This window comes from Flavobacterium sp. P3_A6 (assembly GCF_056403035.1).
Genome location: NZ_JBFUGG010000003.1, coordinates 384,736 through 409,256, shown reverse-complemented (window position 1 = coordinate 409,256; position 24,521 = coordinate 384,736). Strand labels below are relative to the sequence as shown.

Sequence of the window (24,521 nt, the reverse complement as noted above, 5' to 3'; positions counted from 1 at the left end):
AAATTATAAATTTGAAACTATCATTATAGCATTTCCTATATTATAATACTTTGGATTATTTAAACATATCGCTTCGTTTAAATCTTGAATTTCCTGCAATTCAATTCCATTTTTACCTGAACCAAATAACATTGGGGCAATATGAAACTCTATTCTTGACAACATTTTGTGTTCAATAAATCTTCTAATCGTTAAAGCTCCTCCTTCAACAAGAACAGAATGTACACCATTTTGTTTCAAAACTTCTAATAATGACTTTATAGGTATACATTCAGTCCCATCGTTGATATTAACTACTTCTACATCGGGGGGCATATGATTATATGACAAGTTTTTGCTACTAAAAAGGTATGTTTTACCCGGTGTTAAATCGTCAAGTTCCAAAGGTGAATTTGCAATTATGGCTTTAATAGGGTTTTTGCCTTTTACATGCCTCACATCCAACTTCGGTCTATCAATCCTAAATGTATTACCACCAATAAGTATTGCGTCAACCAGTGCTCTTATTCGGTGGTTATGAATTAAATTTTCCTGATTGCCAATCCATTTAGATTTTCTGGACACGGTCGCAATTTTACCATCAATAGTTTGTGCCACATGAACACAGGTAAAAGGCGTTTTAGAATGTTTGTTTACTAAAATATAGTCCAAATACAGTTTAAAAACATTTTTAAGCTGTTTTGGAAAAGCCTTACTATATAAAACTTCAAAAAAAGCATCTTTTTCTTTATCCGGATAAAAGCAAATGACTGCCAGATATTCTGACAAAGATGCATCTGTACTTTTTATGACATTATATTCATAAGTAATACTCAACGTTTCTATTAATACATCAATGCTTTGATAAATTTCTTTTATACTTAATAACAAATCCCAATAGGCCGGCTTAACTTTCATATCAGATTCTTTTTATATGGTTGCCATTGTTTTCTTAATTCTTTTTGATATTTCATCAAAAATATCAAAATAAAAAGGCCAAATTGAAGAATAGCAATTGTAGGTGCAAGTATCGATTTATTCAAAAATAACACCACACTATTTAATAATACAAATAGGCTGACATAAAAATATATCTTTCGGCTGGGAAGCATTTTTACATGAAGAATCTTGTAAAAAATACAAACATTCAATAAATTTGAAATTCCAATCGTCATTAGTGCACCATTAATTTTCAGCTGAGGCACTAAAAAATAAAACAGAATTGCCATCAATACTATTTTACCAACTGCAAAATAATTAATCTTTTTAATTTTGTTTTCATACATTAAAATCAGTCCTAAAAAACGCAATAAAATTAATGGTAAAAATGCAAGGGCTACTATCGGAAAATATAAACTTATACCATTATATTTTGGATGATTTAAAAACCAATGAATATTTATGCCAAAAGCTGATAAAAAACTTAATACCATAAGACCGATTAAAAGATAAAAATCCATTTTTTCCTGAATTAACAATTCAAAACCTTCCGTTTTTTTAGAAAGTATCGAAAATAATTCTGGTCTTATTGCATTATCCAGACTATTAAACAGTATAAAAACAGTACTTGAAATACTTAACAAAACTGAATAACGTACCAAATCTTCAAGTGTTAAAAACTTCTCTATAAAAAATCTGTCTAATTGATTTTCTAAATTATATAATATCAAAAACGGAATAAATGGCAATGAAAACTGAAGTGCTTCTTTGATAACAGGTTTTGAAAATTCAATTTTAAAAAGCTGTCTGTTATTAAAAATAATCAACAAAAACATAAGCAGATTAGCACAAAGCGACGAAAGCAAAAACCATAAAAACCCTAATTTAAATATTTTTATACATAATACCTGCAAGATTGGTGTAAGTAAAATATTTACAATAAAATATAAACTATACTTCTTAGCTTCAAATTTATTTTGCAAATAGAGAAAATAGAAGCCATTTAACATGCTGACAAACAGCGATAACATCATTATAAAAGTATAAGGAAAAAACGAAAAATTGTTTTTAAAAACAAAACGAAACAACAGATCGCCGCACAGATACATAACGAGTATCCAAAAACAAAAAATAATAATCTGAAAATTAAATAAACTCCTAAACAATGACAGCTGTTTAGCCATATTATCTGGTTCAAAAAAATAAATATGCCTAAACGCCTGATCTACTTTTAAGTTTAAAATTATAGAAAATACTGCAAAAAAAGCATTGGATAATGACAATATTGCATACTCATTTGTAGTCAGGTATTTTAAAAACACAGGCAATAGAACAAAACTAATCATTGGTGGCAGAATACCTAAAAACGTATATATTAATGTATGCTTCATTCCTGCTTTGTTATTATAATTAATTGATATTTCATTGTTTTTTCAGCATACAATTTATCAAGTAGCAATCCACCTTTAAAAAGCTTTTTAAGCATTGATTTACGCCTTAATAATTTAAAAAACAAAAGCTGCATGTTGATTTTAAATAAAGATTTTTTAGGCATAAAATGTGTTAAATCCTCTAGTTCCAGTGTAAAATTATGTGGCATTCCAGAGAAATGAGACAATGCAAATAAAAAATTCAAATTCCAATCAGACATAAAAGCCTCACATGCTGCTGCTGTAATTTTGCCTTCAAAAAAATCATCAACAATAATTAACTTACCATTCGTCTTTAAACCACTTAATAATGCATTAAAATCCTTATCAAAGTCTAAGGAATGTTTAAGTGATTCTACACAAAAAATTAAATCGTAATTACAAGATTCAGTATTTTCAAAATTGCTGACTTTAAAATCAACATTATCAAAATGATATTTATTTTTATTGCGATCAGCACTTTCGATTTCTAAATTGCTAACGCTGATTCCTGTGATTTTTGCGGCATTGTTTTTTGCAAAAAGTAAGCTGCCAAAGCCCACACCACAACCTGCATCTAAGATATATTTATTTTTTATATCGATTTTAGAAATCAAAAATTCATAAATATCATTAAACTCTCCCCCAAAGTCTAACCGCTTATGAATTGGATATTCACCAGCGGATTTTAGTTTAGCTTCAATTTGAAAAAGAGCATTATATAATTGCGTTATGTCGGTTGGTGTATTCAAGTTAATTCTTCTTCAATATAAAAATAAATTCATTAGCATATTGTAATGGTGTAAAACTGTTTTGTTTGTTTTTGTAACCATTAAATTTACCAAAAGTCAATATTTGTAATATACGCATTATTGGCCATTGATCCGGGATACAACTTACAATTTCAAGCTGTTGTTGCTCAAATAAAGCTTTCCATTGCTGATAATTTTTTGCATCCTGATGTCCTTTTTTATTAACTGCAAAAAAAAGTTTTTTAGTAAACAGCCAGCGCCAGGAATTAGAATTCCTTACCATAAAACAAATTCTGGAATCAGCAGTTGTAACTCTTTTAATATCTTGTAACACTTTATCTTTATCAAGCATCCGCTCTAAAGATCCCAGACAGGTAACAAAATCAAACATGTTATCATCAAAAGGCAGTGCTTCGGCATTAGCTTCTAGAATTACAGCTTCCGGCAGTTTCAATTTTGCTTTTTCTACTGCCACACTAGAAATATCAACACCGCTGCATTCCGCTTTATAATCTAATCCTATTTCTAACATTCTGCCCAATCCACAAGCAACATCGAGCAATTTTGCATTAGCTTTAATCTGAAGCAGTTCCGCAAAAATATAATAGGCCTCTTTCGGACGAAGATACATTTCACCTCTTGTCAAATACGTTTTATCAAACCATGCTTTAATCGTTTGCTGCTGATTATCAATCATTTTTTCCATTTAAAATAATAAAAAACGTTTCGTTCTAATAATATAATCCAAATATTCTTCCTTAAATAATTTCTTCAAAAATTCCTCTTCAATTTTCACTCTAAATCGCATATAAAAGAAATATAATATCAATCCTCCCCAAATTAAAAAACTTGGAAACAAAATGCCAAATCCGGTAAAAAACAAAAACATACCATCTAATCCCGGATTTCGGGAATAATTAAAAATACCTTTTACATGCAGTTTAAAACTATTCTGTATTTGTTTATTTTCTTTTCGCATATATAACATAGAGCCAAATGTTATCAATCTGCCTGCAATCACACAAAGTGTTCCAATAATAATTAACCAATTATTGGTTTCAAAAACCAGCCATTTGCTTTCATGAAGATTCGGAAAAAAATATAAAAAGGGCAGTAAAAAATAAACATTTATAAAAAAAAATGGCACCGCCAAAATCATAATTTTTTTCCACATCGGCCATTTATAGATTTTAGTAATATATTCACTTTCATCAACCTCGTAATTATTGTTTTTTTTGAAAAAATTCTGTGTATTTGCTACACTTGGCACATGAAAAAATATCAATTCAATAAGTAGACTAAGATACCCAAACACAAATGTAAAAATTATCATAACTCTTCTATTTTACTTAAAAGCAATTCAAAGTTAGTCTCCCAGCATTCCATATTTAACCCTTTTACAGATTGTACCAACTGTAAATACATAGCCGGAGAATTTAGAACATCTTTTACAGCATCTGTCATTTCACCTACATCAAATGAATTCAAAATACCTTGAATACCAATAGATTGATATTTTTTAAAATTACCAGTGGGTGTAATTATACAAGGTAAATGTGCACAAAGTGCTTCCATAATCCCCATACCATAACTTTCATAATCCGAAAAATGCAGCATCAGATCATATTCTAGAAGCAATTCATTTATATGCTCGTGCGGTACAGCATCATTAAAAGTAATATTCTCTAATTCACAACGCTCAACTTCATTTACAAGCTCCAAAAAATAAGGTTTTGAAAGTATTTCGCCGAAACAATCTACCTTGAAATCTAAATATCTTAACTTTTTAACAAGCTCTAAAAGTTTAATATGTCCCTTGCCTTCAATAAAATTAGCCAAATAAATTATTTTCTGCGGTTTCTCGTTAAAGCAGTCTTTTGTCTTCCAACCACTATCAATACCGGGTTCTATTAAGCAGCATGTTTTGGCTGCAGGCTGTATAACATTATTTATATAATCTAATGAAACCATTCCCGTAACAAAAATCATAAACGCCTCACAAATCAGCTTCTCAGTCTTAATTAACCTAGTATTGTTAACATGCAAACTATTTGCAGACGGCCAAAGATGAATCAAAAAACAAATCTTAAAATCCCTCAACCTGGTTACATTCAGCTTTGCATCAATCAAAATACCATCAATTATATAGGACACATCATCTCTAAAATCGTATCCATTAATATCTGATACAACATCAACAGCTGCCCTGCGGCCTTTTGCTATTAAAAATTCAAAAAGCTTCTCATTGTAAATCGTTCCGCCGCTAATTCTTTTACAAATGTCAGATGTTAAAATAATAATCACACGCTTCTTTTTTTTAAAAAATGTAAAAACGAAATCAAAAACGAAAACAGAACAAGTCCATTACCAATCGCAACAATATATTTTCCAAATGAAAAATCCACATAAAAAAACAGCACCAAACTAACAAAATAACAACCTGCAAAAAAACGAGCATACTTCTGTTTTGTCTCTGCAAAAGCTTTTCTATTCCATACTGTCGTAATAATTTTATAAAAATACCGCATACATCCCGCAACCAAAACCCATTGCATTTCTGGATATTCAGATCCGATCAGCAACGAAAACATCAAACAGAAAAAAGCATCAGCTTCCATATCAAGCACCCCTCCAAAATGCGTAATCTGATCAAGTCGTCTCGCCAAAAAGCCATCAACACCATCCAACATTACAAAAACAGTACCCAAAACAGCTATATTGAAACGATCATTCATGATAAATGGCGCCGTAAAAAGCAACATCAGCCGAAATAATGTCACCACATTAGGCACACCGCCCCAATATTTCTTTTCTGTAAATCCGGACCAATTTTTAATCAGAAAGATCAAAAAAACTAAAGCGCCTGCAATAGGACAAAAACATACGATACCATTGACTATGTCAATAAACAACCCGATCAAAATAAAAACCGAGTGATAAAACAACCAGTCGACCGTAAATTCTTTTCTTTTCATAAAATCAAATACATATACACTCAAAATGCTATTATTAAACAGGATCCAAATTCAGAAAATGCTTAAAAAAATCTTTTTTTGTACGCAGGTAACCTTCGCTTTCTTTTGTTGATTCAATCTCAATGGGAATACAATCTACCAATACTACATTGGAATCCTCAAAAGCTTTCATTTTTTCAGGATTATTTGTCAAAAGCACAATAGATTTCACATCCAAATCTTCCAAAATAGCTATGGCTTCATCAAAAGAACGTCCATCAGCTGACAATCCAAGTGCCAGATTAGCCTCAACAGTATCCTTACCTTCCTCCTGAAGTTTATATGCTTTAAGCTTATTAATAATTCCAATATTGCGTCCTTCCTGACGCAAATAAATCAAAATACCACCATTGCTGCTAAAATAATCCATAGCAACATGCAGCTGCTTACCACATTCACATTTCAAAGAATGAAAAATATCTCCCGTTAAACATTCCGAGTGTAAACGAACTGCAACCGGTTTTTTAAAATCAGTGTTTTCATGCACTAAAACGATATGCGGCATCCAATCATCTGCATCCTCAGAATATGCCATAATCTTAAAAATTCCCCAATCAGTAGGCAGCTGCGCCTCAACTTGATTCTTTAAAGTCATAAGCCAACGATTAATTTTTTATTTTAAATAAACCAAAAAGATTTACATAACGAAAATATATAACTCAATAAAACAATTTACTTTGCTTCTACCCTACTTAAAAATTAAAAACAAATACTTTTGCAGAGTCCAAAATTGAAAGATATAGCCGACAATGCCAAACATGAACCAATCAAATACTTGGATATGCTAATAAAAGAGGACGATAAATTAAGACAAATTAAAGCTAAGATTTTTTTCTTTAACATAGTAAAATTACTTGCTTTCAAAAAGTCTACCATATGAGTTAAAAAAACATTAAAGGATTCGAACCGGTAAACTCGACAAACATAGGGATCATTAATCTATCGATGATTTTGTCGAACCATAAAAAACCTGTAAAACCAAATTCTTACAGGATTTTACAATATACTTATAAAATTACTTGGTACAAAATCCGAACCTTTTTCCAGAAGATTTTCATATTTTGAACCAGTTGACAGAGGTTTAAAAAAAAGTATTTGATTAAGGGTAAAGTTTACAAATCGAACATTAACCTGAATCAAACTGATCTAATGATTTGATTTATTAAAACAAATATCGAAATTTTCCCGTTAGTACAGTTTTGTTTAAATAGCGCGCGCTTTTTTTGTTTTTATTCTCTGTAAAAATTAAACTTAAATGTAATCCATATTGTCTCTCAGGGATTTTTGGCTGCACTTTTGATATTTTAGGCTAATTTTTGATTAAAGTCCCGATTCAAAAGAAAATACTTTTGTTTATATATAGAATATGGTAATTTTATCATTCTCAAAAATACATTAAACATATATATCTTAATTCTTTTTAATGGATCAACTAATCAGCTTCTTTGTTGCGGGAACAACTTTATTACTTGCATTTTTAATCTTTGCAAATATTAATCAGGTAAACAGTAAGGTTAATCGATGGTTTGGTTCTTTTATTTTGTGTATTTTCCTTATTCAGTTTAATGATCTATTAGAAAAAACTGAATTTTTGAAAACAAGAATGCCCATAAATGATTTTCTGGGGATAACGGATTTTATAGTCGCCCCCATTTTTTATTTTAGTGTAATTTATTTTATTCAACCTAATAGAAAATGGCGAGCAAGAGATAACTTTCATTTTGCATTTGCTTTTATAATGTTACTTTTACTTGTCCTTTCACTCCAGATTGAGGCACCACCCCCTACGGCTGCGAATCAAAAAAATGCAGCTATAATTATTACAGTTTTCGACTTAATTTTTTGTCTTCAGGTTATTTCATATTGTATTGCGGCTTATAGAAAAATTGTTGCCCATCAAAAGCAACTGTTTCTGCATACTTCCAATACTGATGCAATCAACTTAAAATGGTTACAGAAAGTTGTCATTTGTGTATTGATCATAACTGCCCTTTGGTTAATTGACAATCTCTTTAAATTAGCAAAAACCAATGTGCTTTTTGACCATTTTGCCAGCCTGATTTATCTAGGCGGGATTTTTTTTATTGCCTATTTTTCTTTAAAACAAGAAGGAATTTTTCAGCTTAATAAACAAGAAAAAGAAGAAATTGATGCGATTATAATTGAGACTTCGAATTCAGAAATAAATCAGAAAAAACTAATCTCTGATGTGTATTTACAAGAAATAAAATCTAGCTTAATTCAAGTAATGGAAAATAAAAAACCTTTTTTGGATCCTGAATTAAGCTTATTCAAATTGGCTTCTCAATTAGATGTTTCATCACATATGCTTTCTTACATCATTAATAAAGGTTGTAGTGAAAATTTTTATCAATTTATTAATAGATACCGCATCGAAGAAGCAAAAAAAATGATTCAGGATCCTAACATGAAACATTTAAGTTTAATAGGAATTGCTTTTGAAGTTGGCTTCAATTCTAAAACAGTCTTTAATACTACTTTTAAGAAAATAACGAATCAAACTCCATCTCAATTTAAAAAAGCAAATCTCGCTTTGGAGCAAATTATTTTATAATATTTTGTTTTTTTTCAAATAGCAAATTAGCAGTTTAGAGTTTATTTTTAAAATAGGTTCGGATTCATAAATCAGAACTTTAGGATGCTAGGTAATACTGATATTTGTGCCGAATTTTATTTTAAAAAACTAAAACAGTACTGATGATTTTAAAAAATGCAACACAAAAATTAAATCTAAACAAAGCTGATACAATTAGATTATTATATCTTTTCATAGCCACTATTTCTGCACTCAATTTTACCTCCTGCTCAGACGATGATAAAAATCGTACTTTAGAATATCCTGAAACTGAGGCAGACTTAGGAACACACAAACTTATGGCATACTCAGTATCTAAAAATTCAAAATATTTGGTTGTTTTTGAATCTGGTCATGGTAATGATCATACATCCTGGTACAGTACTGGAAAATCCTCAGAAATCTTATCTATAGCTAATTTTTTAGATTCTGACGTTTTATTATATGATAGAGCTGGTTATGGAAAATCAGAATCTGACACTGAACCTAGAAATATCAATAAACTAAGGAGTGAGCTTGAAACAGTTATAAATAAATTTGCAAACGGCAGAAAAGTACTGCTTGTAGGGCATTCATTAGGCGGATTGATTATTAGGGATTATGCTATAAAAAATCCAAAAAAAGCTGCCGGTTTAGTATTTGTTGATGCTTCTCACGAAAAATACAACCATTATACGCAAAAGCAGATAGACTCATATTATAACACTTTTAAAACAGATTATGGTGCAAATTCGGGAATAGCATTAGAAACCCTGCAATTAATCGAGGATTTTAAATATATGGAAGGATTACCTAATTTGCCTGACGTTCCGGTTATCGCAATAACGAGTATGAAAATTGATGCTGAACATGATTCGGCCGATAGACAACTATGGTACGACTCTAAGGAATCACTTAAGGCTGGAGTAACGGATTTCACACATGTAACGACAATAAAGTCAGGACATTTTATCCAACTTGATGAACCTAAACTTGTTTTGGAGAATATCAAGCTATTGTTATCAAAACTCCCTTAAGATGACCCATTGACATCAAATCCTTAGTTACCCGTGAATCTATTTGGTCAGCCTGGATATGTTAACAAAAATGGACAGCGAGTTAAGAAAAATCAAAACTTAACCTAGTTTTTTTTCTTGGACAACTATATGATAATCTCAATTACTTTTAAAAATTCAACCAATAAGTTAAAAAATATTAAAGGATTCGAACCAGTAAACTCAATAAAAACAAGGGGGTTACCGATTTATAAAATCTATTGTTAATTTTATCGAACCAAAAAAAGCCTGTAAAATCAATACTTTACAGGCTTTTTAATTTTATCGTGACTTCTAGGTGCAAAATTCGAACCTTTTACTAGAATATTTCCAAATTTTATGCGAGTAGACGGAGCTTTAAAAAGAAAATCATTTGATTTCTTAATGCTTATTAAATAAAATTTAACTTTAATAAAACTAATTACAAAATGACTATATTGTATTGCATTCCGTGATTTATGTTAGCAGAGTTATAAGATTCAATAACCAAGATAATTAAAATTTCAAGTCCTCCATAGCTTTTTTAACTTATGCATAAGCAGACAGCTTGTGGGAGGAAAACCAGCTCCGTATTGCCATCCAATAATCAAAAACCTGCAAATTCAAATGAATTTGCAGGTTTTTTTATTTTACCAAATCTGTAATTATTAGGATTGAAATCTTATTTTACTAAGTCAGCAGGCATGCAAAAGTTACAAACCTGGATTTTAATTACCATAACCTGGATTTTGTACAAGATTGCTGTTAGTCTGTATAGCCTGCAGCGGTATTGGATATAGGTTTTTATCAGAATTTGAAGGATCGTGCGAGAACCATGCTCTTGTTGTAAAGACATTGAATCTGATCAGATCCTGACGACGGTGCCCTTCCTGACAGAATTCCCAGCCAAGTTCATCTAAAAAACGTCCATATATCAAATTATTTGAACCTTCATGAGTTTGGGAATAAGTATCTCTTCGGCCATAATCATAATTACTTCCAAGAATAAGCTGTTGGTCTGTTACAATTGCAACACTGGCATTGTCAAAGTTTCTCAGACGCACCTGTGTAACTAAATTACCTGCCCCAGGCTTACCTGAGCGCATAAGTGCTTCAGCTTTCATTAGCAGTATATCTGCATATCTAAATACAGGAAAGTCATTTCCAAGACGGTTTTGGGCACCAATTTTTATTTCAAATTTGCCCCAACGGTAGCCGTCATCTTTGTCTGACTCGTCAATAGAAGGAACCGAAATAGTATAATTTATACTCAAAGGATCACCATTGCGGGCAAACTGTGGCCCTTGAATATAGTTTTGCTGCAGACGTTTATCTTCGGGGTTGAAAGATTGAATAAACTGCGGAGTGGCACACACACCTCCCCATGGTGCAAATGTCATATTGTAGGTCTTCTGGCTTTCCTGGGCAAGAGTCTGCATGTGAAAATCGAAAGCATTCCAATCTGAAACATATTTCTCATCCATTGGCAGGGCAAATATGATTTCATTAGAATTTTGATTTTCTGTTACAAAAACATTCTTTTGATTTGGCTCGAGTGAATAAAAACCTGATGTTGAGACGATATCACATTGGGTAATACACTGTTGCCACATTGCCTGTCCGCGCCATACTTCGGCATTGAGATACATTTTTGCGAGTAAAGTGTGGGCAACCCATTTATTCATACGGCCGTAGTAGTAACCTCTTGCTTGTGGTGAAAGCTGATCGATATTGTCTGTTATTTCTTTGACGATAAAGTCAAATACTTCAGCTCTTGTTGACTGTTTTGGGAGTGCTGTATCACGAAAATTTGTAACCAAAGGAACGTTTCCATAAAGATCAATAAGAATATAATAGTACGAAGCTCTTAATACGCGAAGTTCTGCCAGTAAAGCGTTTTTTGCCTGATCGGAAGGAAGCACAATACCACCCTCTTCGATTTGCGCAATAATCCTGTTGGTAGTATTAATGCCTTCAAATGTTCTGCTCCATGGCTGATACATTCCATCATCATTGGTGGTCCAGGTATGCTGGTGCCATCTTTTATAAATATAACCGTCAACCCATCCAATACCGATGCGTGCCGGGATGACATCCTGGTCTGCGGAAAGTTCCTGGGTACGCACTACACCATTCCACAAAAGCATAGTTTTACGCCATGGAATATAGGCGGCGTTGACAAGTGCACTTATTTCTAAATCTGTTTTTGGATGAAAATTTGCAATAGGTACACTTCCGTAACTTTCATCCAACAGGTCATTACAAGAGATAGCGCTTAATAGACAAACTAAAAAAGCGGTAAATAATATTATTTTTGTTTTCATTTCAGTAATTTTAAAATTAAAATCTAGCTGTTAAACCAAGAGCAAATGTGCGTACAGTGGGGAATTTCTCGCGTCTGTCAACCCCGGGATTCAAACCTGAGGTACTAACTTCGGGATCAATACCTTTATATGAAGTAAAAATAAAAGCATTGTTTACAGAACCATATACTCTTATGGATTTAAAACTTTTAGAAAATTTTTCAAAAGTATATCCCATAGTAATATTATCTATCTTCCAATAATCACCGTCTTCAATATAATAACTGTTAAATTCAGCCGCAACAGAAGGATTCAGGGTTGTTTTTCCAAACACTTTGTCATTTACTGAAGTCAAACGGTTATCTCTGTATCCATTCTGTGTTCCTTCAAAGTTCATACGTGCTTCGTTAATAATTTGATAATTAAAGGCACCACGCATGTTTACAGTAAAATCTAATTTTTTGTATTTTAAAGTATTGTTAAATCCCGCATACCATTTTGGCAGACCATTACCAAGATAATGTCTGTCTTCGGGAGCATGGGTAAAGTTATCATAAGGAACTCTTTCTCCATTACGATTTTCATAAATCCACTTGCCGTTATCATCTACATCTACTACTTTAAAACCATAAAAATTACCAATTGCTTCACCTACCTGAACTCTGTGGGAACTTGTTACCTGTCCTTCGTAAGCTACCGATCCTGTATCAAAATAGTCATTATCAGTTTTGAATGTACTTCCATTCAGGCTTTTAAGGGTGTTGTCGTTTGTAGAATAGGTAATTGAAGTATCCCATTTGAAATCAGTGGTTTGTATAGGGGCTGCATTAATTAGGACTTCAATACCGCGGTTTACCATGTTACCACCATTTGCCATGATATTAGGGTAAAGATTTGGCGGAACCGGTACGGTATAATTATACAAAAGCCCTACAACATCTCTGGTGTAAAGATCTATAGACCCGGAAAGACGCCCGCCTAATGAACTAAAGTCCAGACCAATGTTTGTTTCTCTTTTCTCTTCCCATTTAAGGTCAGGATTTGGATTAGATGCTGGTATTATTGTTCGTATCCATTGTCCGTTTACATAGGCATAATCCCCATATTGCAGCATTGCCACACCCAAAAAAGATGCAGATGGCTGAGAACCTGTTATACCATAACCTGCACGTAGTTTCAGTTCATCAAATATTTTTTGGTTTTGCATAAAAGATTCCTTTGTAAGCTTCCATCCAACAGAGACTGCCGGAAATGTCCCCCATGCATTGTCAGTTCCCCAAAGCTGGCTTGCTCCTTCATGTCTTACACTTGCCATTAAAAGATATTTATCATCGTAAGCGTATGTTGCTCTGGTAAAGAAACTGATAAGGTTGGTCTTCCATTTTCCAGAACCCATAGTTGCAAAACCCTCCTGTAAACCAGAACCTGAACCAATATTGTGCCATCCTCCGAACACATCATCCTGAATCTGCTTATTAAACATATTCCAGGTTTCACTGCCATTTTCAATATAACTGTAGCCGCCAAGAATTGTAAATTTATTTTTTTCGATGTTTTTTTCATAAGTGCCGGTTAACTCCATAAGTTTTTCGGTATCGGTATATCCACCGATCCATGCATTAACACCAGAGTTATCGCGTATATTTGAAATGTGGTTTAATGTAGTTGAATTTCCGTTGGTGCTCGGCTGGCGTCTGAAAGAGAAATTGGCATTCAAAGTAAGATCTTTGATCGGGTTGTATGTAAGTGTGCTCACATAACGCATCTCTGTGGTTTTTGTATTTCCATCGGCCTCGTAAATAAGTGCCAGGGGGTTTTCATATCCAAGTTTATTTAAGTTTTCATGCCACGTGCCATCAGCATTTTTAATCGGATCTGTAGGGTTGCGTCTTAGTGCCTGATAATATGTCCAGTTTGAAAAATTACCCTCAGTATATGACTCTCTTCCCAATATTGAAAAACGAAGTTTTAGCTTATCATCAAACATTTTATGGTTTACCTCAATACGTCCCCTGAATGTTTTATTGTTTGATTCTATAAATACGCCTTCCTGACTGTTATAATTGATATTTGCAATATAATTTGTCTGCGAATTACCTCCCTGTAATGAAAGATTGTGAACATGGATTATAGGTGAGGTGGTAATTTTTTTAAGCCAGTCCACATCTCCGCCGTTATCTGCTCCCGGATATAATTTCCTAAACTGGTCAGCGCCAATAAAATCAAGTTTTCTTGATATTTGGGCAGTACTAATATAACCTGTATACTCCACATTATTTATCTGTGCACCGCCTTTAGTTTTTTTGGTGGTTATTAAAATTACCCCGTTGGTACCTCGTACACCATAAATAGCAGCTGCAGATCCATCTTTAAGCACATCTATACTTTCAATATCTTCGGGAGCTACCGTATCGAGCCATCCAGGTATGCCGTCAATTAGAACCAGAGGGTTTGTATAGGCTCCCGAAAGTGTATTATTACCTCTCAATTTAATTGAAGTTGTAGCATTAGGGTCTCCCGTAGCATTAGTTACACTCAGACCTGCAACTTTTCCTGTAATTAGCTGTCCGGCATCCCTGTTCTGTCCCTGCGTAAATTTTTCAGCCTTTATGCTGGCTACTGCACTTGTTACATCGCCGGCTTTTTGTTTACCATAACCAATAATCACAATTTCATTTAAACCTGCAGCACTTTCCATTAAGGCTACATTGATGCTGCTTTGCCCATTTATGCGTACCTCTTTAGTATCAAAACCTATAAAAGATATTACGAGTGTGGCATTTTCATTTGAAATTGTAATGGAAAATTTTCCGTCAAAATCTGTAGTTACCCTATTGGCAGTACCTTTTTCAACAATATTGGCACTTGGCAAAGGCTGTCCTTTTGAGTCTGTGATAGTACCTGTGATTTGTTTTGGAGGCAAATCAATTAGATTTTGTGAAGTCATCATAATGACTTTATTCTCTTTGTTTTTGGTTAACAATATCTTGCGGTCATCAATTTCATATTTAGTATCGACATCCTTAAAAAGTAATTCCAGAATAACATTTATTGAGACCTTTTTAACTTTTAAAGAAACTTTACGGTTTAAATCTACTGCTTTGGTATTAAACAGGAACTTAAATTCAGTAGTTGTCTCAATTTCGTCGATAACCTCCTTTACGGTAACATTTTCTTTATTTAAAGAGATTTTTGTTTTTTGAGAATAAGATATGCTTGCATGCATGACAAAACTTGCGGTGACAAAAAATAACAGTGATAACTTCATTTTTAAATCAAATTTTAAGTCCCATGGAAATAATCCATTCGACTTTGGTGGTTTTTTCATAATTTTGGAATGTTAATTAGTGATTAATCTTTTGGTTTGATCACTTTACCTAATCGGGAAATGTTCGAGCATTTTCCGATTTTTTTTTGTTCTGATATTACAATATGGTAAGAAGTGACAGTTAATACTTAGTTAATTTGGATTTCAATTCATTGGCATTGTTTTTAATGGATTATTATTTTATTTTCTACTATACTGTATTCAATTTGATAGACCTTTTTAAAGTACCTAAGCACCTGATCAATGCTTTCATTATCCGTTTCAATAGTAGCATTAAATGTTTCTTTTGCCAGATTCTCATTATTATTGATAATAACTACGTTATAATGTCTTTCAAGTTTTTGAATAATATTTTCAAAAGGTTCCTGACGAAATACAAGGTTACCGTTAATCCAGGAAGTATATAAAGCGGTATTTACTTTTTCATCTGAAATTTTCTTATCAGCTTTATTAAAAGTTCCCTTATAGCCAGGTGTCAAGAAGACTTCATTATTATTCTTTGCAGATAATCCGGATTGCGCCAGACTTACTGAGCCTTCCACTAATACTACATCTGTAGCTTTATCTTCGGGATAGTTGGTTACATTAAATTTTGTACCATATACCTGTACATCAAGTTTGTTAGCATTTACTACAAATGCATTTTTTTTATCGTGTGCCACCTCAAAATAAGCTTCACCCGATAGAAAAACTTTACGGATTCTGTTTTTTAGAAACTGTACAGGAAAAGTAATTGAACTTCCTGCATTCAAATGCACAAGTGTCCCGTCTGAAAGTGTAATGTTAAATCGTTTTCCATTGGGAATATTTAAGGTATTGTAGACTAATTTTCCAGATTCTCCATTGGCCGCATAGACCAATTCCTTACCATTCTGCTGTCCGATTATTTTTCCATTCTCATCATATACCTTCGAAGTCCCGTCTACAGCTACAATTTTAATATTACCATTTCCCAGTTTTAGGGTAATTTCATCTTTTCCAGGTAGAATCACCTGCTTGTCACTAGTGTCATTAAAGATATTTTTCTGCAATAGAAAACCAATTCCTATAAACAGAATGGCAATAGCAGCAAATTTCATTACAGCAGTAAATCTGTATTTATATGTCTTTTTCTTTTCTTTCCTGATTTCCTTTAAAAGTGCTTTTCTAACAGTTTTGATATCCGGATCGTTAATCGCTAAAGTTATAGCAAAATGCGTTTTAACATATTCCTGAAAAATCAATTGATTTTCCGGATTCTCTATCCAGTTGTTTAATATATCCAGGTCGTCCATGTTTGCAGACTGAGAAAAATACTTTATAATTATAATTTCAATTTCTTTGAAATCCATTTCCTTGTGTTTTTTATATAATACAAGACAGAATTATAATACCCTAACTTTTTGTTAATATTTTTTTATATTCATATTTTTTTTTTCTTTATTTTGCCGAATAATTACTTTTATGGGTTTTGATGATAATGCTGTTTTAATGAAAAGCCTCATAAACGGGGAAGAAAAAGCTTATGAGTTTCTATTGAATAAGTTTCATAGAAAATTAAATGCCTATGCGCTTACCTTGATCAATGATCATTCAATGGCTCAGGACATTGTTCAGAATGTATTTTTAAAAACATGGAAAACCAGAAACAAACTTAATCCTGAATTTTCTATACAAAGCTTTTTGTATAAATCTATCTATAATGAATTTATAAATAGTTATCAGCAAAATAAAGCTATGATGCTGCTACAGCAAAAATACGTAGAGTCAATGCATCAAGTAGTCGAAACTACAGATGAGGGTTCAATAGAACGAATGCTTGCCATTATTAATAAAGAAATACAAAATTTACCGCCTAAATGCCAGGAGGTTTTTATCCTTAGTAAAAAGGAAGGACTTACCAATATTGAAATAGCAGAACATCTTGATATTTCTATTAAAACTGTTGAGGCACAAATCAGCAAGGCTTTTAAAATCCTTAAGGAAAAATTAAAAGACAATTAAAAAGGTACACGATCAGCATAAAAAAACAGACTCCTCCGGGCTATGTAGGATAATGTTAATGCCTGGATGACATTGATGAATATCCATCAAATAGAATTGCTATATTAAAATACGCAGATTTGAATTCAAAAAATATTTGTACTCAGTAAACGGAAACCATAATTTATACTATTGAAGACAATGTTTTAACGAAAACACAAAAAATAGATCTATATATTTTTGTATCAAGATATAAAATTAAAGATAAATAGATTAATGGTAGCTCTTTAAAATTATAATCTATTTCTTAATGCAAAAAAAATGAAAGTGGTATTGTCAGGATATTGAATTAGGAATGTTAGGTTGTAAATTATTAGAATTCGAATGTCTTATCGCCAATAATAGAGGCCTCTTTTTTAAGCGGCCTCCTAGCAGAGTGGTTTAGTTCCCTTTAAATATTTTGATTTAGTTTATGAATTTGATAATTTGTATTTAGATTCAACTTTTGTTCTTAAAATCAATCAATTTATGGATTCAGGAGTCTATATTTAGTTCTTCATAGTTTTAATGATTTTGCTTTTCCATTGTAAATAATTGTTTTATTGAATTTAGCAGTACTACTTACCCCAGTTCCTTTTTCCTTATCTACAAGTACTATGTTGAATGTTCTGTTTCTAATCATGCCTTTGAAACTGCCTATTCTTTTACCAATTGTTAGCGTCTTTGATTGGTCGTTCCATTCTAATTTAATGATTGAATATGCCCCTTTTTCGTAGTTATAATTATCGTTTTCATCTTCATATAAAGAGAATTCACCATCAGCTCCAGGGTAAATACGGATTTCGAGTTTATCCCATTTTTTCTCCTCAGCATATTGTACTTTAGGTCCCCAAGGCAAAATGGTTCCCTGTTTCACATAAAGCGGAATAATGTTGATTGGAGTTTCTTTGATTACAGACTGTCCTCCATTTAATTTCTCTCCAGACCAAAAATCGAACCAGTTGGCACCCTTAGGCAAATACACTTCGCGGCTTCCAGTTTTACTGAAATCTTCAAATACTCTATCCTCTTTTTTACCTGTGTACATCGGTGTTACTACTGGTGCTACAAGGAATGAGCGCCCAAACATAAACTCATCGTTGGTATCGCGTACTTTTAGGTCATCTTCAAACATCAAAGGAAGAGCATACATGATAGATGCAGACTTACTGGTAACTTCCCATGCAGTGGAATAGAGGTAAGGTAATAAACTATATCGAAGATTGATATTTTTCTCAATGGCATCATATGACCATACGCCTGATTTTCCAAAATTATAAATCTCTCGAGGAATATCGGTTCCATGCGAACGCATCATTGGAGTAAATGTTGCGAATTGTAACCAACGCACATACAACTCGCGAAATTCAGGATTATTTTCACCTCCATCTTTTTTCCAACGTCCGGCAAAAAAACCACCGATATCGGCATTCCAATAGGGTACGCCACTAAGTGAGAAATTCAATGCAGCAGGTATCTGGAGACCAAGTGTTTCCCATGTTGACTGAATATCACCAGACCATGTATTGGCACCATAACGTTGCTGACCTACAAAAGCCGAACGGGTTAGAATAAAAACACGTTTATCAGAAGTCGTGGCTCTCTGATGGTCATACACCCCGCTCACATGCGTCAATGGAAAAGCATTCACCACCGAGCGATAGGAACCAAGAAAAGTTGGCTGATTAAAGTCTGCATCTTTGACATTGATATGATCCGGCTCGGATGAATCGAGCCACCATCCGTCAACACCTATGGAAAAGACCCCTTTATTCAGGTAATTCCAGTAAATACCACGGGCAGTTGGATTGTATGGGTCATAGGGTTTTGCACCAGATTTTGGGGGCCAGGTATCAAAATCAATTAGCATATTTTTCTCTTTAAACTCTATAAATTGTTTTGTTTCTGGACCAAATCCAGGCCAGGCCACCACCATCAGATGGGCATTGTTTTTATGGACAAAATCAGCCATGTCTTTTGGATCAGGATAGGTAATTGGATCCCATGCCATCTGGTTCCAAAGGCTGTCTTTCCCCCAGTATTGCCAGTCCTGAATAATTCCATCCAAGGGAACATTCAACGCACGATACTTCGCCACCACATCCATAAGTTCCTGCTGATTTTTATAGCGTTCTTTCGATTGCCAATACCCATAAGACCACAAAGGAAACATAGGCGCTTGTCCTGTAAGGTCGCGCATTTGACCCACCACACCATTAGCAGAACCGCCATACATAAAATAATAATCGGAACAATCTCCCAAAGACTCCATAGAAGTTTCCTGTACATTATCCGTGAAAGTCGTTGCTGCGTAGTTGTCCCAAAAAAAACCATATCCTTTACTTGACAAAAAGTATGGAAAAGCAACCTGCATATTGCCGTTTTTCAGCACAACACTTTGGTTTCTTTGTTGCAACTTTCCATTTTGTAATTGCCCCAAGCCATATATTGCCTCGTCTTGATCCAATTGGAATGCCTGACGAACGGTAAAGCTTTTTTTCTTCACATCCATAGTGGGAGTAAATAGTGTTCCGTAATCCTTTTCGGTAAACACAATTTTCCCGTTCAAATCAAGATATGTTACTTTTCCGGTTATTACGTTTAAATCAACTTCAATCCTGTCGGTTTTCATCGAAACGATATCTCCTTGCTGTTTGATTGTAAATTTTGTCTCCTGCGGTTTTTTATTCACTGACAGACTTTCTTTTTTGAAATCGACTCCCTCAGGCGATTTCAAAACACGGACAATACTCGGACTGTAAAACTGGACTTCAACATCCATTGACTTAAGTTTGGTTTTTACACCTAAAGCTGTTTTTTGATAATTTTGAGCTGCTAGTGACGAAAAAGAAAACAACATAAGCAACAGAATGTACTGGTGATTTCTACTCAGAAATGCATTTTTCATTTGGTTTAATTTAAGTTAATCAATAATAACCAAAACTATTTATATCCGCTTAAATGAATGGGTACATTATGTTGTTTTTATAGGTACACTTAGTTGTTTATGTTCTTATAATAGCTCATTATCAGCATTTCGTTCATTTTGAGCATACTTTGAAGGAGTGACTCCAAAAGCTTCTTTAAAATATTTACTGAAATATTTTTGGGTATTAAACCCAACTTTTTCGGCAACTTCGGCAACAGGATATTGCCCATGAATTAAAAGTTTCGCTGCACGTTTCAACCGAATGGAACGAATAAATTCCGAAGGGGCAAGTCCGGTTATGGATTGCATTTTTTTATATAAAACCGTTCGATCCATTGCCAAATCCTGACTAAACTGCTGAACAGAATAATCCGGATTATCCATGTTTTCTTCCATGCAGGCAAGTGCCTTTTCTATCAACTGTTGGTCAATTGAGGTAATGGTAATCTCTTTTGGGTTCACTTCTAATTTATGCGAGAAGACAGATTGCCGTTGATTTTTCTGTGCAATAAGTTTATCTATTCGAAGCAACAGCATTTCCAAATTAAACGGTTTCGACAAGTATTCATCGGCTCCAGATTGATACCCAGTCAGTTTGTGTTCTTCCGATGTACGGGCAGTCAGTAATATCACCGGGATATGCGAAGTCTGTAAATTCGATTTTATGCGCTTACACAATTCAAATCCATTGACTTTAGGCATCATCACGTCACTTATAATCAAATCAGGAGCCTCTGATAAAGCCAATACTTCTCCCACTTCACCATCAGGCGCTTCATAAATATCATATCTATGGGATAGCTCCGTTACCAGAAAACGTCTCAAATCATCATTGTCTTCCACCACCAGAAGCTTTTCTTTCTTTGATGTTGTTATAATGACCTGATTATCGATTATACCCTCAGAAACAGAGACAAGAGCTTCGTACTCTACTTTTTGAGGGGCAAGATTAATTGGAATTTTAACGGCGAATACTGTTTTTACCATTGGCTCACTCTCAACAGCTATTTCTCCCGAATGCAATGCCACATACTCTTTCACAAGATGTAAGCCGATACCGCTTCCTCCATGGGTAGTCGAAGCCTGATAAAAACGATTGAACACATTAGGCAAATCTTTTTCTGAGATTCCCGAGCCCGAATCGATAACCTCTAATTGAACTATACCAGAATTTTGATTCTCTATTGGTTCTGAAAGTCGTACCATAATAGTTCCTCGTGTTGGAGTAAACTTAAAAGAATTCGATAGCAGGTTATTGATTACCTTGTACAATTTATCATTATCAAAATACATGAATAACTCCGGCTTTTCGGATTGTATCGAAAAATCAATCTGATTTTCCTGTGCCAGCTTGCCAAATAAGTCTTCAAACTGCTTTACAAAATCTACCAAATCGCCAAAAGTCAGATTCAGTTTCTCACCAGAAATTTCCAACCGTCGAAAATCCAACAACTGATTCACTAAATGTTGCAGGTTTAGTGCATGACGGTAAACTAACTGAATTCTTGATTCTATAGCAGTCTCTTTTATTTCTTTCAATATCGATTCAAGCGGTGTAATAATCAACGTTAGCGGTGTACGGAATTCATGGCTGACATTCGTAAAGAAACTAAACTTCAGTTGGTTCAGTTTTTCTTCGTTCTTCCGCATTAATTGCTGATTTGTCCATCGTTTATAATACGTCAGCGACAAATACAGCAACAGCAAGACGATTGCCAGATACAAGGCATAGGCTATTGGACTTTTCCAAAAAGGAGGATTAATAAGTATAATCATTTTGGCATACTCATTCGACCATTCTTTACTATTGCTGGCTGCCTTCACTTTTAGCACATAAGTCCCCGGAGCCAAGTTGGTATATGTAGCACTTCCAGTGCCGTTTTGAGCCACTATTTCACGCCAATTATCATCAACGCCCTCAAGACGATAGCGGTAATAAGTCTGCGTAGGATTGATATAATTAAGCGCCGAAAAGTCAACACTTATAAAATTCTGATTGTAATTTAACTCTAGCCGATTGGTCGCAGCGACTGCTTTTTTCAATATTGTATTGCCATCATAAGATTCACCCGCTTTCACTTTACCTCCGAAAAGCATTAAACCGGTAAACAATGGTTTTTGCAATCGTTTAAAGGACCAAGGCTTATGCAGGTCAATGATATTGAATCCATTAACACCACCCATCAACAGCTGGCCCTTATCTGATGCAAAAGTAGCAGAAGATGTAAATTCATTCTCAATCACCCCATCGTAATGATTGAAATTAGCAATAGAAAAACGAAGATGTTTTTCTTTCGTATTCACTGCAATACGGGAAATACCTCCCGAAGTAGTAACCCATATCAGACCCTGTCTGTCTTCTACAATTCCTTTAATGCTGTTATTCACCAGACCGTCATCTGCAAAAAGCGTATGCAGTTCTGCCTTAGGCGGCTGCCAAACACTTAGTCCATCCTGAGTTCCAATCCACACAATACCACGTCTGTCCTTATAAATACAGGTATATTGTTGGTTTTCATTCTTCAGGAGTTCTTTCATAGGCTGACTAATAGTATTCTTTCTATAATTATAAACAAACAATCCAGCGTTACTTCTTCCGATAAAAGATTGCTTGTCAAAAGGGATCAATTGAGAAACGGAATGTAAGGGTTCTCCGTTTAATACCAATTGTATTGGCTGAAAGACTCCATTCACGGGATTAAAAACAGCTAATCCACCTGATGTAGCCACTAACAGATGTCCAACTGGATTCTCCACAATGTATCGGCAATCAGCGACTGGCTGATCAACATGTTTAATCTGATTGTTTTGCAYATAATACACTCCTTTATTCCTTGTGCATATCCATATTCGGTTTCGGGAATCTTTTGTCATCGAAATACAATCCACATCGGCTGCTAATTCTTTAAAAGTGGAAAGTTTCGAGGTTGCTGGTGAATAGCTGTACACCCCATTTTTTGTTCCAACCAGAATCGTATGCTGTTCCGTTTCCTCAAAGCAGGTCACATCAATATCTTTCGGCTGTGTTCCGAAAAACGCTTTTCCTACATTCTTAAATTTAAATCGATCGGGATGATAATACAATAACCCATGGTTAAAGGTGCCAATCCAGAGTCCACCTTGCGAATCGTTATAAAGCGTACTTGCTTCGGTCTTTACCTTAGATCCATCAACCAACTTAAAAGATGGAATAAATTGTTTTTGTTTCAGGTTTTTATCAATAAACCACAAACCCATTGCACAAGTCACCCATAAATCACCTTTATTATCAACAGATACCGTATTCAGCCAATAGTTTGTTTGAAGTATTGTTGTATATGCTCGTTTTTGAATATCATAAGCCAACATCACACCACCTGCTCCGTTTCGTATCTGATACAATGAGTTTTCCGACTGAACCACCATGAGCGTGTTATCATATTTCATTTGATCTTGTTTTGACAAAGAACTGGTCTTATACAACTCTTTACCAGTATTCAAATCGTAACAAACGATCAATCCAAAGCGATAAAACAAAAAAAGCTGTTGCCGGATGACTGCTATATCATAAAGTTGGTCTTTTATTCCGTTGGGAGTAGAAACATGTTTAAGAAAAACAGAAGTTTTCCCTTTTTGGGCATCCCTAAATAGCAGCTTGTCTGAAGAAGTAAGTATCCAATAATTCTGAGAAGCATCAAGAAAAAAGTCAGCAATTGGCTCACGAATACCCATAGAAAATAATACACTATCTGGTTTCAATACAAAATGTTCCTGCTTTATATCAATAAGCATCAACTTTCCTTTATCTTTTATCCATACATATTCTTTATCCACATACCCATGATGAAACCCTGAATAGCTTTTTAGTCGAGAAATATTATTTCCCTTTAGGTGTAGGTATTTAAAAGAAGTTCCATCATAAATATTGGTAACTCCCTCGGTGGTAATTACCATTCGTCCATCTTGAAGCTGCAAAATATTGCGTACCCTATTTTCTGAAAGTCCATTTTTACAATCGACTGATGTAAATACAAAGTGCTGCTGCGCAGTAGTAATTACTCCAAAACACAAACACGACCAGAGTAAAATATAACGGCGAAGATAAATATTCATAATTCTTTAGTATGCATTCCAATTCCAAAAGTAGATTTAAACTCAAAAATAAGATATTAATTAATATGATTATCCGTTACTAATGCCAAGTTGTTTCTAAAGCAGCAATCATAATCCTATCGGATAGTTTTTCTTTAAAATATCTCCTGTTGAATTTGTAAAAGAA

At 33.8% G+C, this 24,521-nt stretch carries 16 protein-coding genes; 3 read left to right on the top strand and 13 right to left on the bottom strand.

The window, feature by feature from the left end; genetic code table 11:
• Window positions 1-3: 3 nt before the first annotated feature.
• The 8 genes from AC1DVP_RS05315 to ribA are packed head-to-tail and all read right to left on the bottom strand — an operon-like array spanning window position 4 to window position 6,688.
• Window positions 4-897, bottom strand: coding sequence for a RibD family protein (locus AC1DVP_RS05315; RefSeq protein WP_477182491.1), 894 nt, complete (start codon window positions 895-897; stop codon window positions 4-6).
• Complete coding sequence (locus tag AC1DVP_RS05310) at window positions 894-2,264, bottom strand: oligosaccharide flippase family protein (protein ID WP_477182518.1); 1,371 nt, start codon at window positions 2,262-2,264, stop codon at window positions 894-896. Before AC1DVP_RS05310 ends, AC1DVP_RS05315 begins: the two co-directional genes overlap by 4 nt.
• A 41-nt stretch (window positions 2,265-2,305) precedes the next feature.
• Entirely contained in the window at window positions 2,306-3,079 is a 774-nt protein-coding gene (locus AC1DVP_RS05305) for a class I SAM-dependent methyltransferase (protein ID WP_477182490.1), read from the bottom strand.
• Between the two features lies 1 nt (window position 3,080).
• Complete coding sequence (locus tag AC1DVP_RS05300) at window positions 3,081-3,776, bottom strand: class I SAM-dependent methyltransferase (protein ID WP_477182489.1); 696 nt, start codon at window positions 3,774-3,776, stop codon at window positions 3,081-3,083.
• Window positions 3,777-3,785: 9 nt separating this feature from the next.
• Complete coding sequence (locus AC1DVP_RS05295; RefSeq protein WP_477182488.1) at window positions 3,786-4,412, bottom strand: methyltransferase family protein; 627 nt, start codon at window positions 4,410-4,412, stop codon at window positions 3,786-3,788.
• Entirely contained in the window at window positions 4,409-5,383 is a 975-nt protein-coding gene (locus AC1DVP_RS05290; RefSeq protein WP_477182487.1) for a glycosyltransferase family 4 protein, read from the bottom strand. The genes AC1DVP_RS05295 and AC1DVP_RS05290 overlap by 4 nt, the downstream gene beginning before the upstream one ends.
• Window positions 5,380-6,054, bottom strand: a complete 675-nt coding sequence (locus AC1DVP_RS05285; protein ID WP_477182486.1) for a CDP-alcohol phosphatidyltransferase family protein — start codon at window positions 6,052-6,054, stop codon at window positions 5,380-5,382. The genes AC1DVP_RS05290 and AC1DVP_RS05285 overlap by 4 nt, the downstream gene beginning before the upstream one ends.
• Before the next feature lie 34 nt (window positions 6,055-6,088).
• Complete coding sequence (ribA, locus tag AC1DVP_RS05280) at window positions 6,089-6,688, bottom strand: GTP cyclohydrolase II (protein ID WP_477182485.1); 600 nt, start codon at window positions 6,686-6,688, stop codon at window positions 6,089-6,091.
• Window positions 6,689-7,516: 828 nt separating this feature from the next.
• Between ribA and AC1DVP_RS05275 the strand changes: the two genes are divergently transcribed.
• Complete coding sequence (locus AC1DVP_RS05275; RefSeq protein WP_477182484.1) at window positions 7,517-8,668, top strand: helix-turn-helix domain-containing protein; 1,152 nt, start codon at window positions 7,517-7,519, stop codon at window positions 8,666-8,668.
• Between the two features lie 143 nt (window positions 8,669-8,811).
• The gene (locus AC1DVP_RS05270; RefSeq protein ID WP_477182483.1) at window positions 8,812-9,705 is read left to right on the top strand and encodes an alpha/beta fold hydrolase; all 894 of its coding nucleotides are present in this window, start codon (window positions 8,812-8,814) and stop codon (window positions 9,703-9,705) included.
• A gap of 725 nt (window positions 9,706-10,430) precedes the next feature.
• On the opposite strand, the gene AC1DVP_RS05265 is transcribed toward AC1DVP_RS05270, so the two are convergent.
• The 3 genes from AC1DVP_RS05265 to AC1DVP_RS05255 form a co-directional block, all read right to left on the bottom strand.
• Window positions 10,431-12,026, bottom strand: coding sequence for a RagB/SusD family nutrient uptake outer membrane protein (locus tag AC1DVP_RS05265; protein ID WP_477182482.1), 1,596 nt, complete (start codon window positions 12,024-12,026; stop codon window positions 10,431-10,433).
• Between the two features lie 16 nt (window positions 12,027-12,042).
• Window positions 12,043-15,333: a SusC/RagA family TonB-linked outer membrane protein gene (locus AC1DVP_RS05260; RefSeq protein WP_477182481.1), complete on the bottom strand. Its 3,291-nt coding sequence runs from the start codon at window positions 15,331-15,333 to the stop codon at window positions 12,043-12,045.
• A gap of 164 nt (window positions 15,334-15,497) precedes the next feature.
• The gene (locus AC1DVP_RS05255; protein ID WP_477182480.1) at window positions 15,498-16,664 is read right to left on the bottom strand and encodes a FecR family protein; all 1,167 of its coding nucleotides are present in this window, start codon (window positions 16,662-16,664) and stop codon (window positions 15,498-15,500) included.
• Window positions 16,665-16,803: 139 nt separating this feature from the next.
• Here AC1DVP_RS05255 and AC1DVP_RS05250 point away from each other — a divergent pair, with 139 nt between their 5' ends.
• Complete coding sequence (locus AC1DVP_RS05250) at window positions 16,804-17,316, top strand: RNA polymerase sigma factor (protein WP_477182479.1); 513 nt, start codon at window positions 16,804-16,806, stop codon at window positions 17,314-17,316.
• Window positions 17,317-17,851: 535 nt separating this feature from the next.
• On the opposite strand, the gene AC1DVP_RS05245 is transcribed toward AC1DVP_RS05250, so the two are convergent.
• Both AC1DVP_RS05245 and AC1DVP_RS05240 read right to left on the bottom strand, forming a co-directional pair.
• Window positions 17,852-20,242: a glycoside hydrolase family 31 protein gene (locus tag AC1DVP_RS05245; RefSeq protein ID WP_477182478.1), complete on the bottom strand. Its 2,391-nt coding sequence runs from the start codon at window positions 20,240-20,242 to the stop codon at window positions 17,852-17,854.
• Window positions 20,243-20,347: 105 nt separating this feature from the next.
• The gene (locus tag AC1DVP_RS05240) at window positions 20,348-24,355 is read right to left on the bottom strand and encodes an ATP-binding protein (RefSeq protein WP_477182477.1); all 4,008 of its coding nucleotides are present in this window, start codon (window positions 24,353-24,355) and stop codon (window positions 20,348-20,350) included.
• Window positions 24,356-24,521 lie beyond the last annotated feature (166 nt).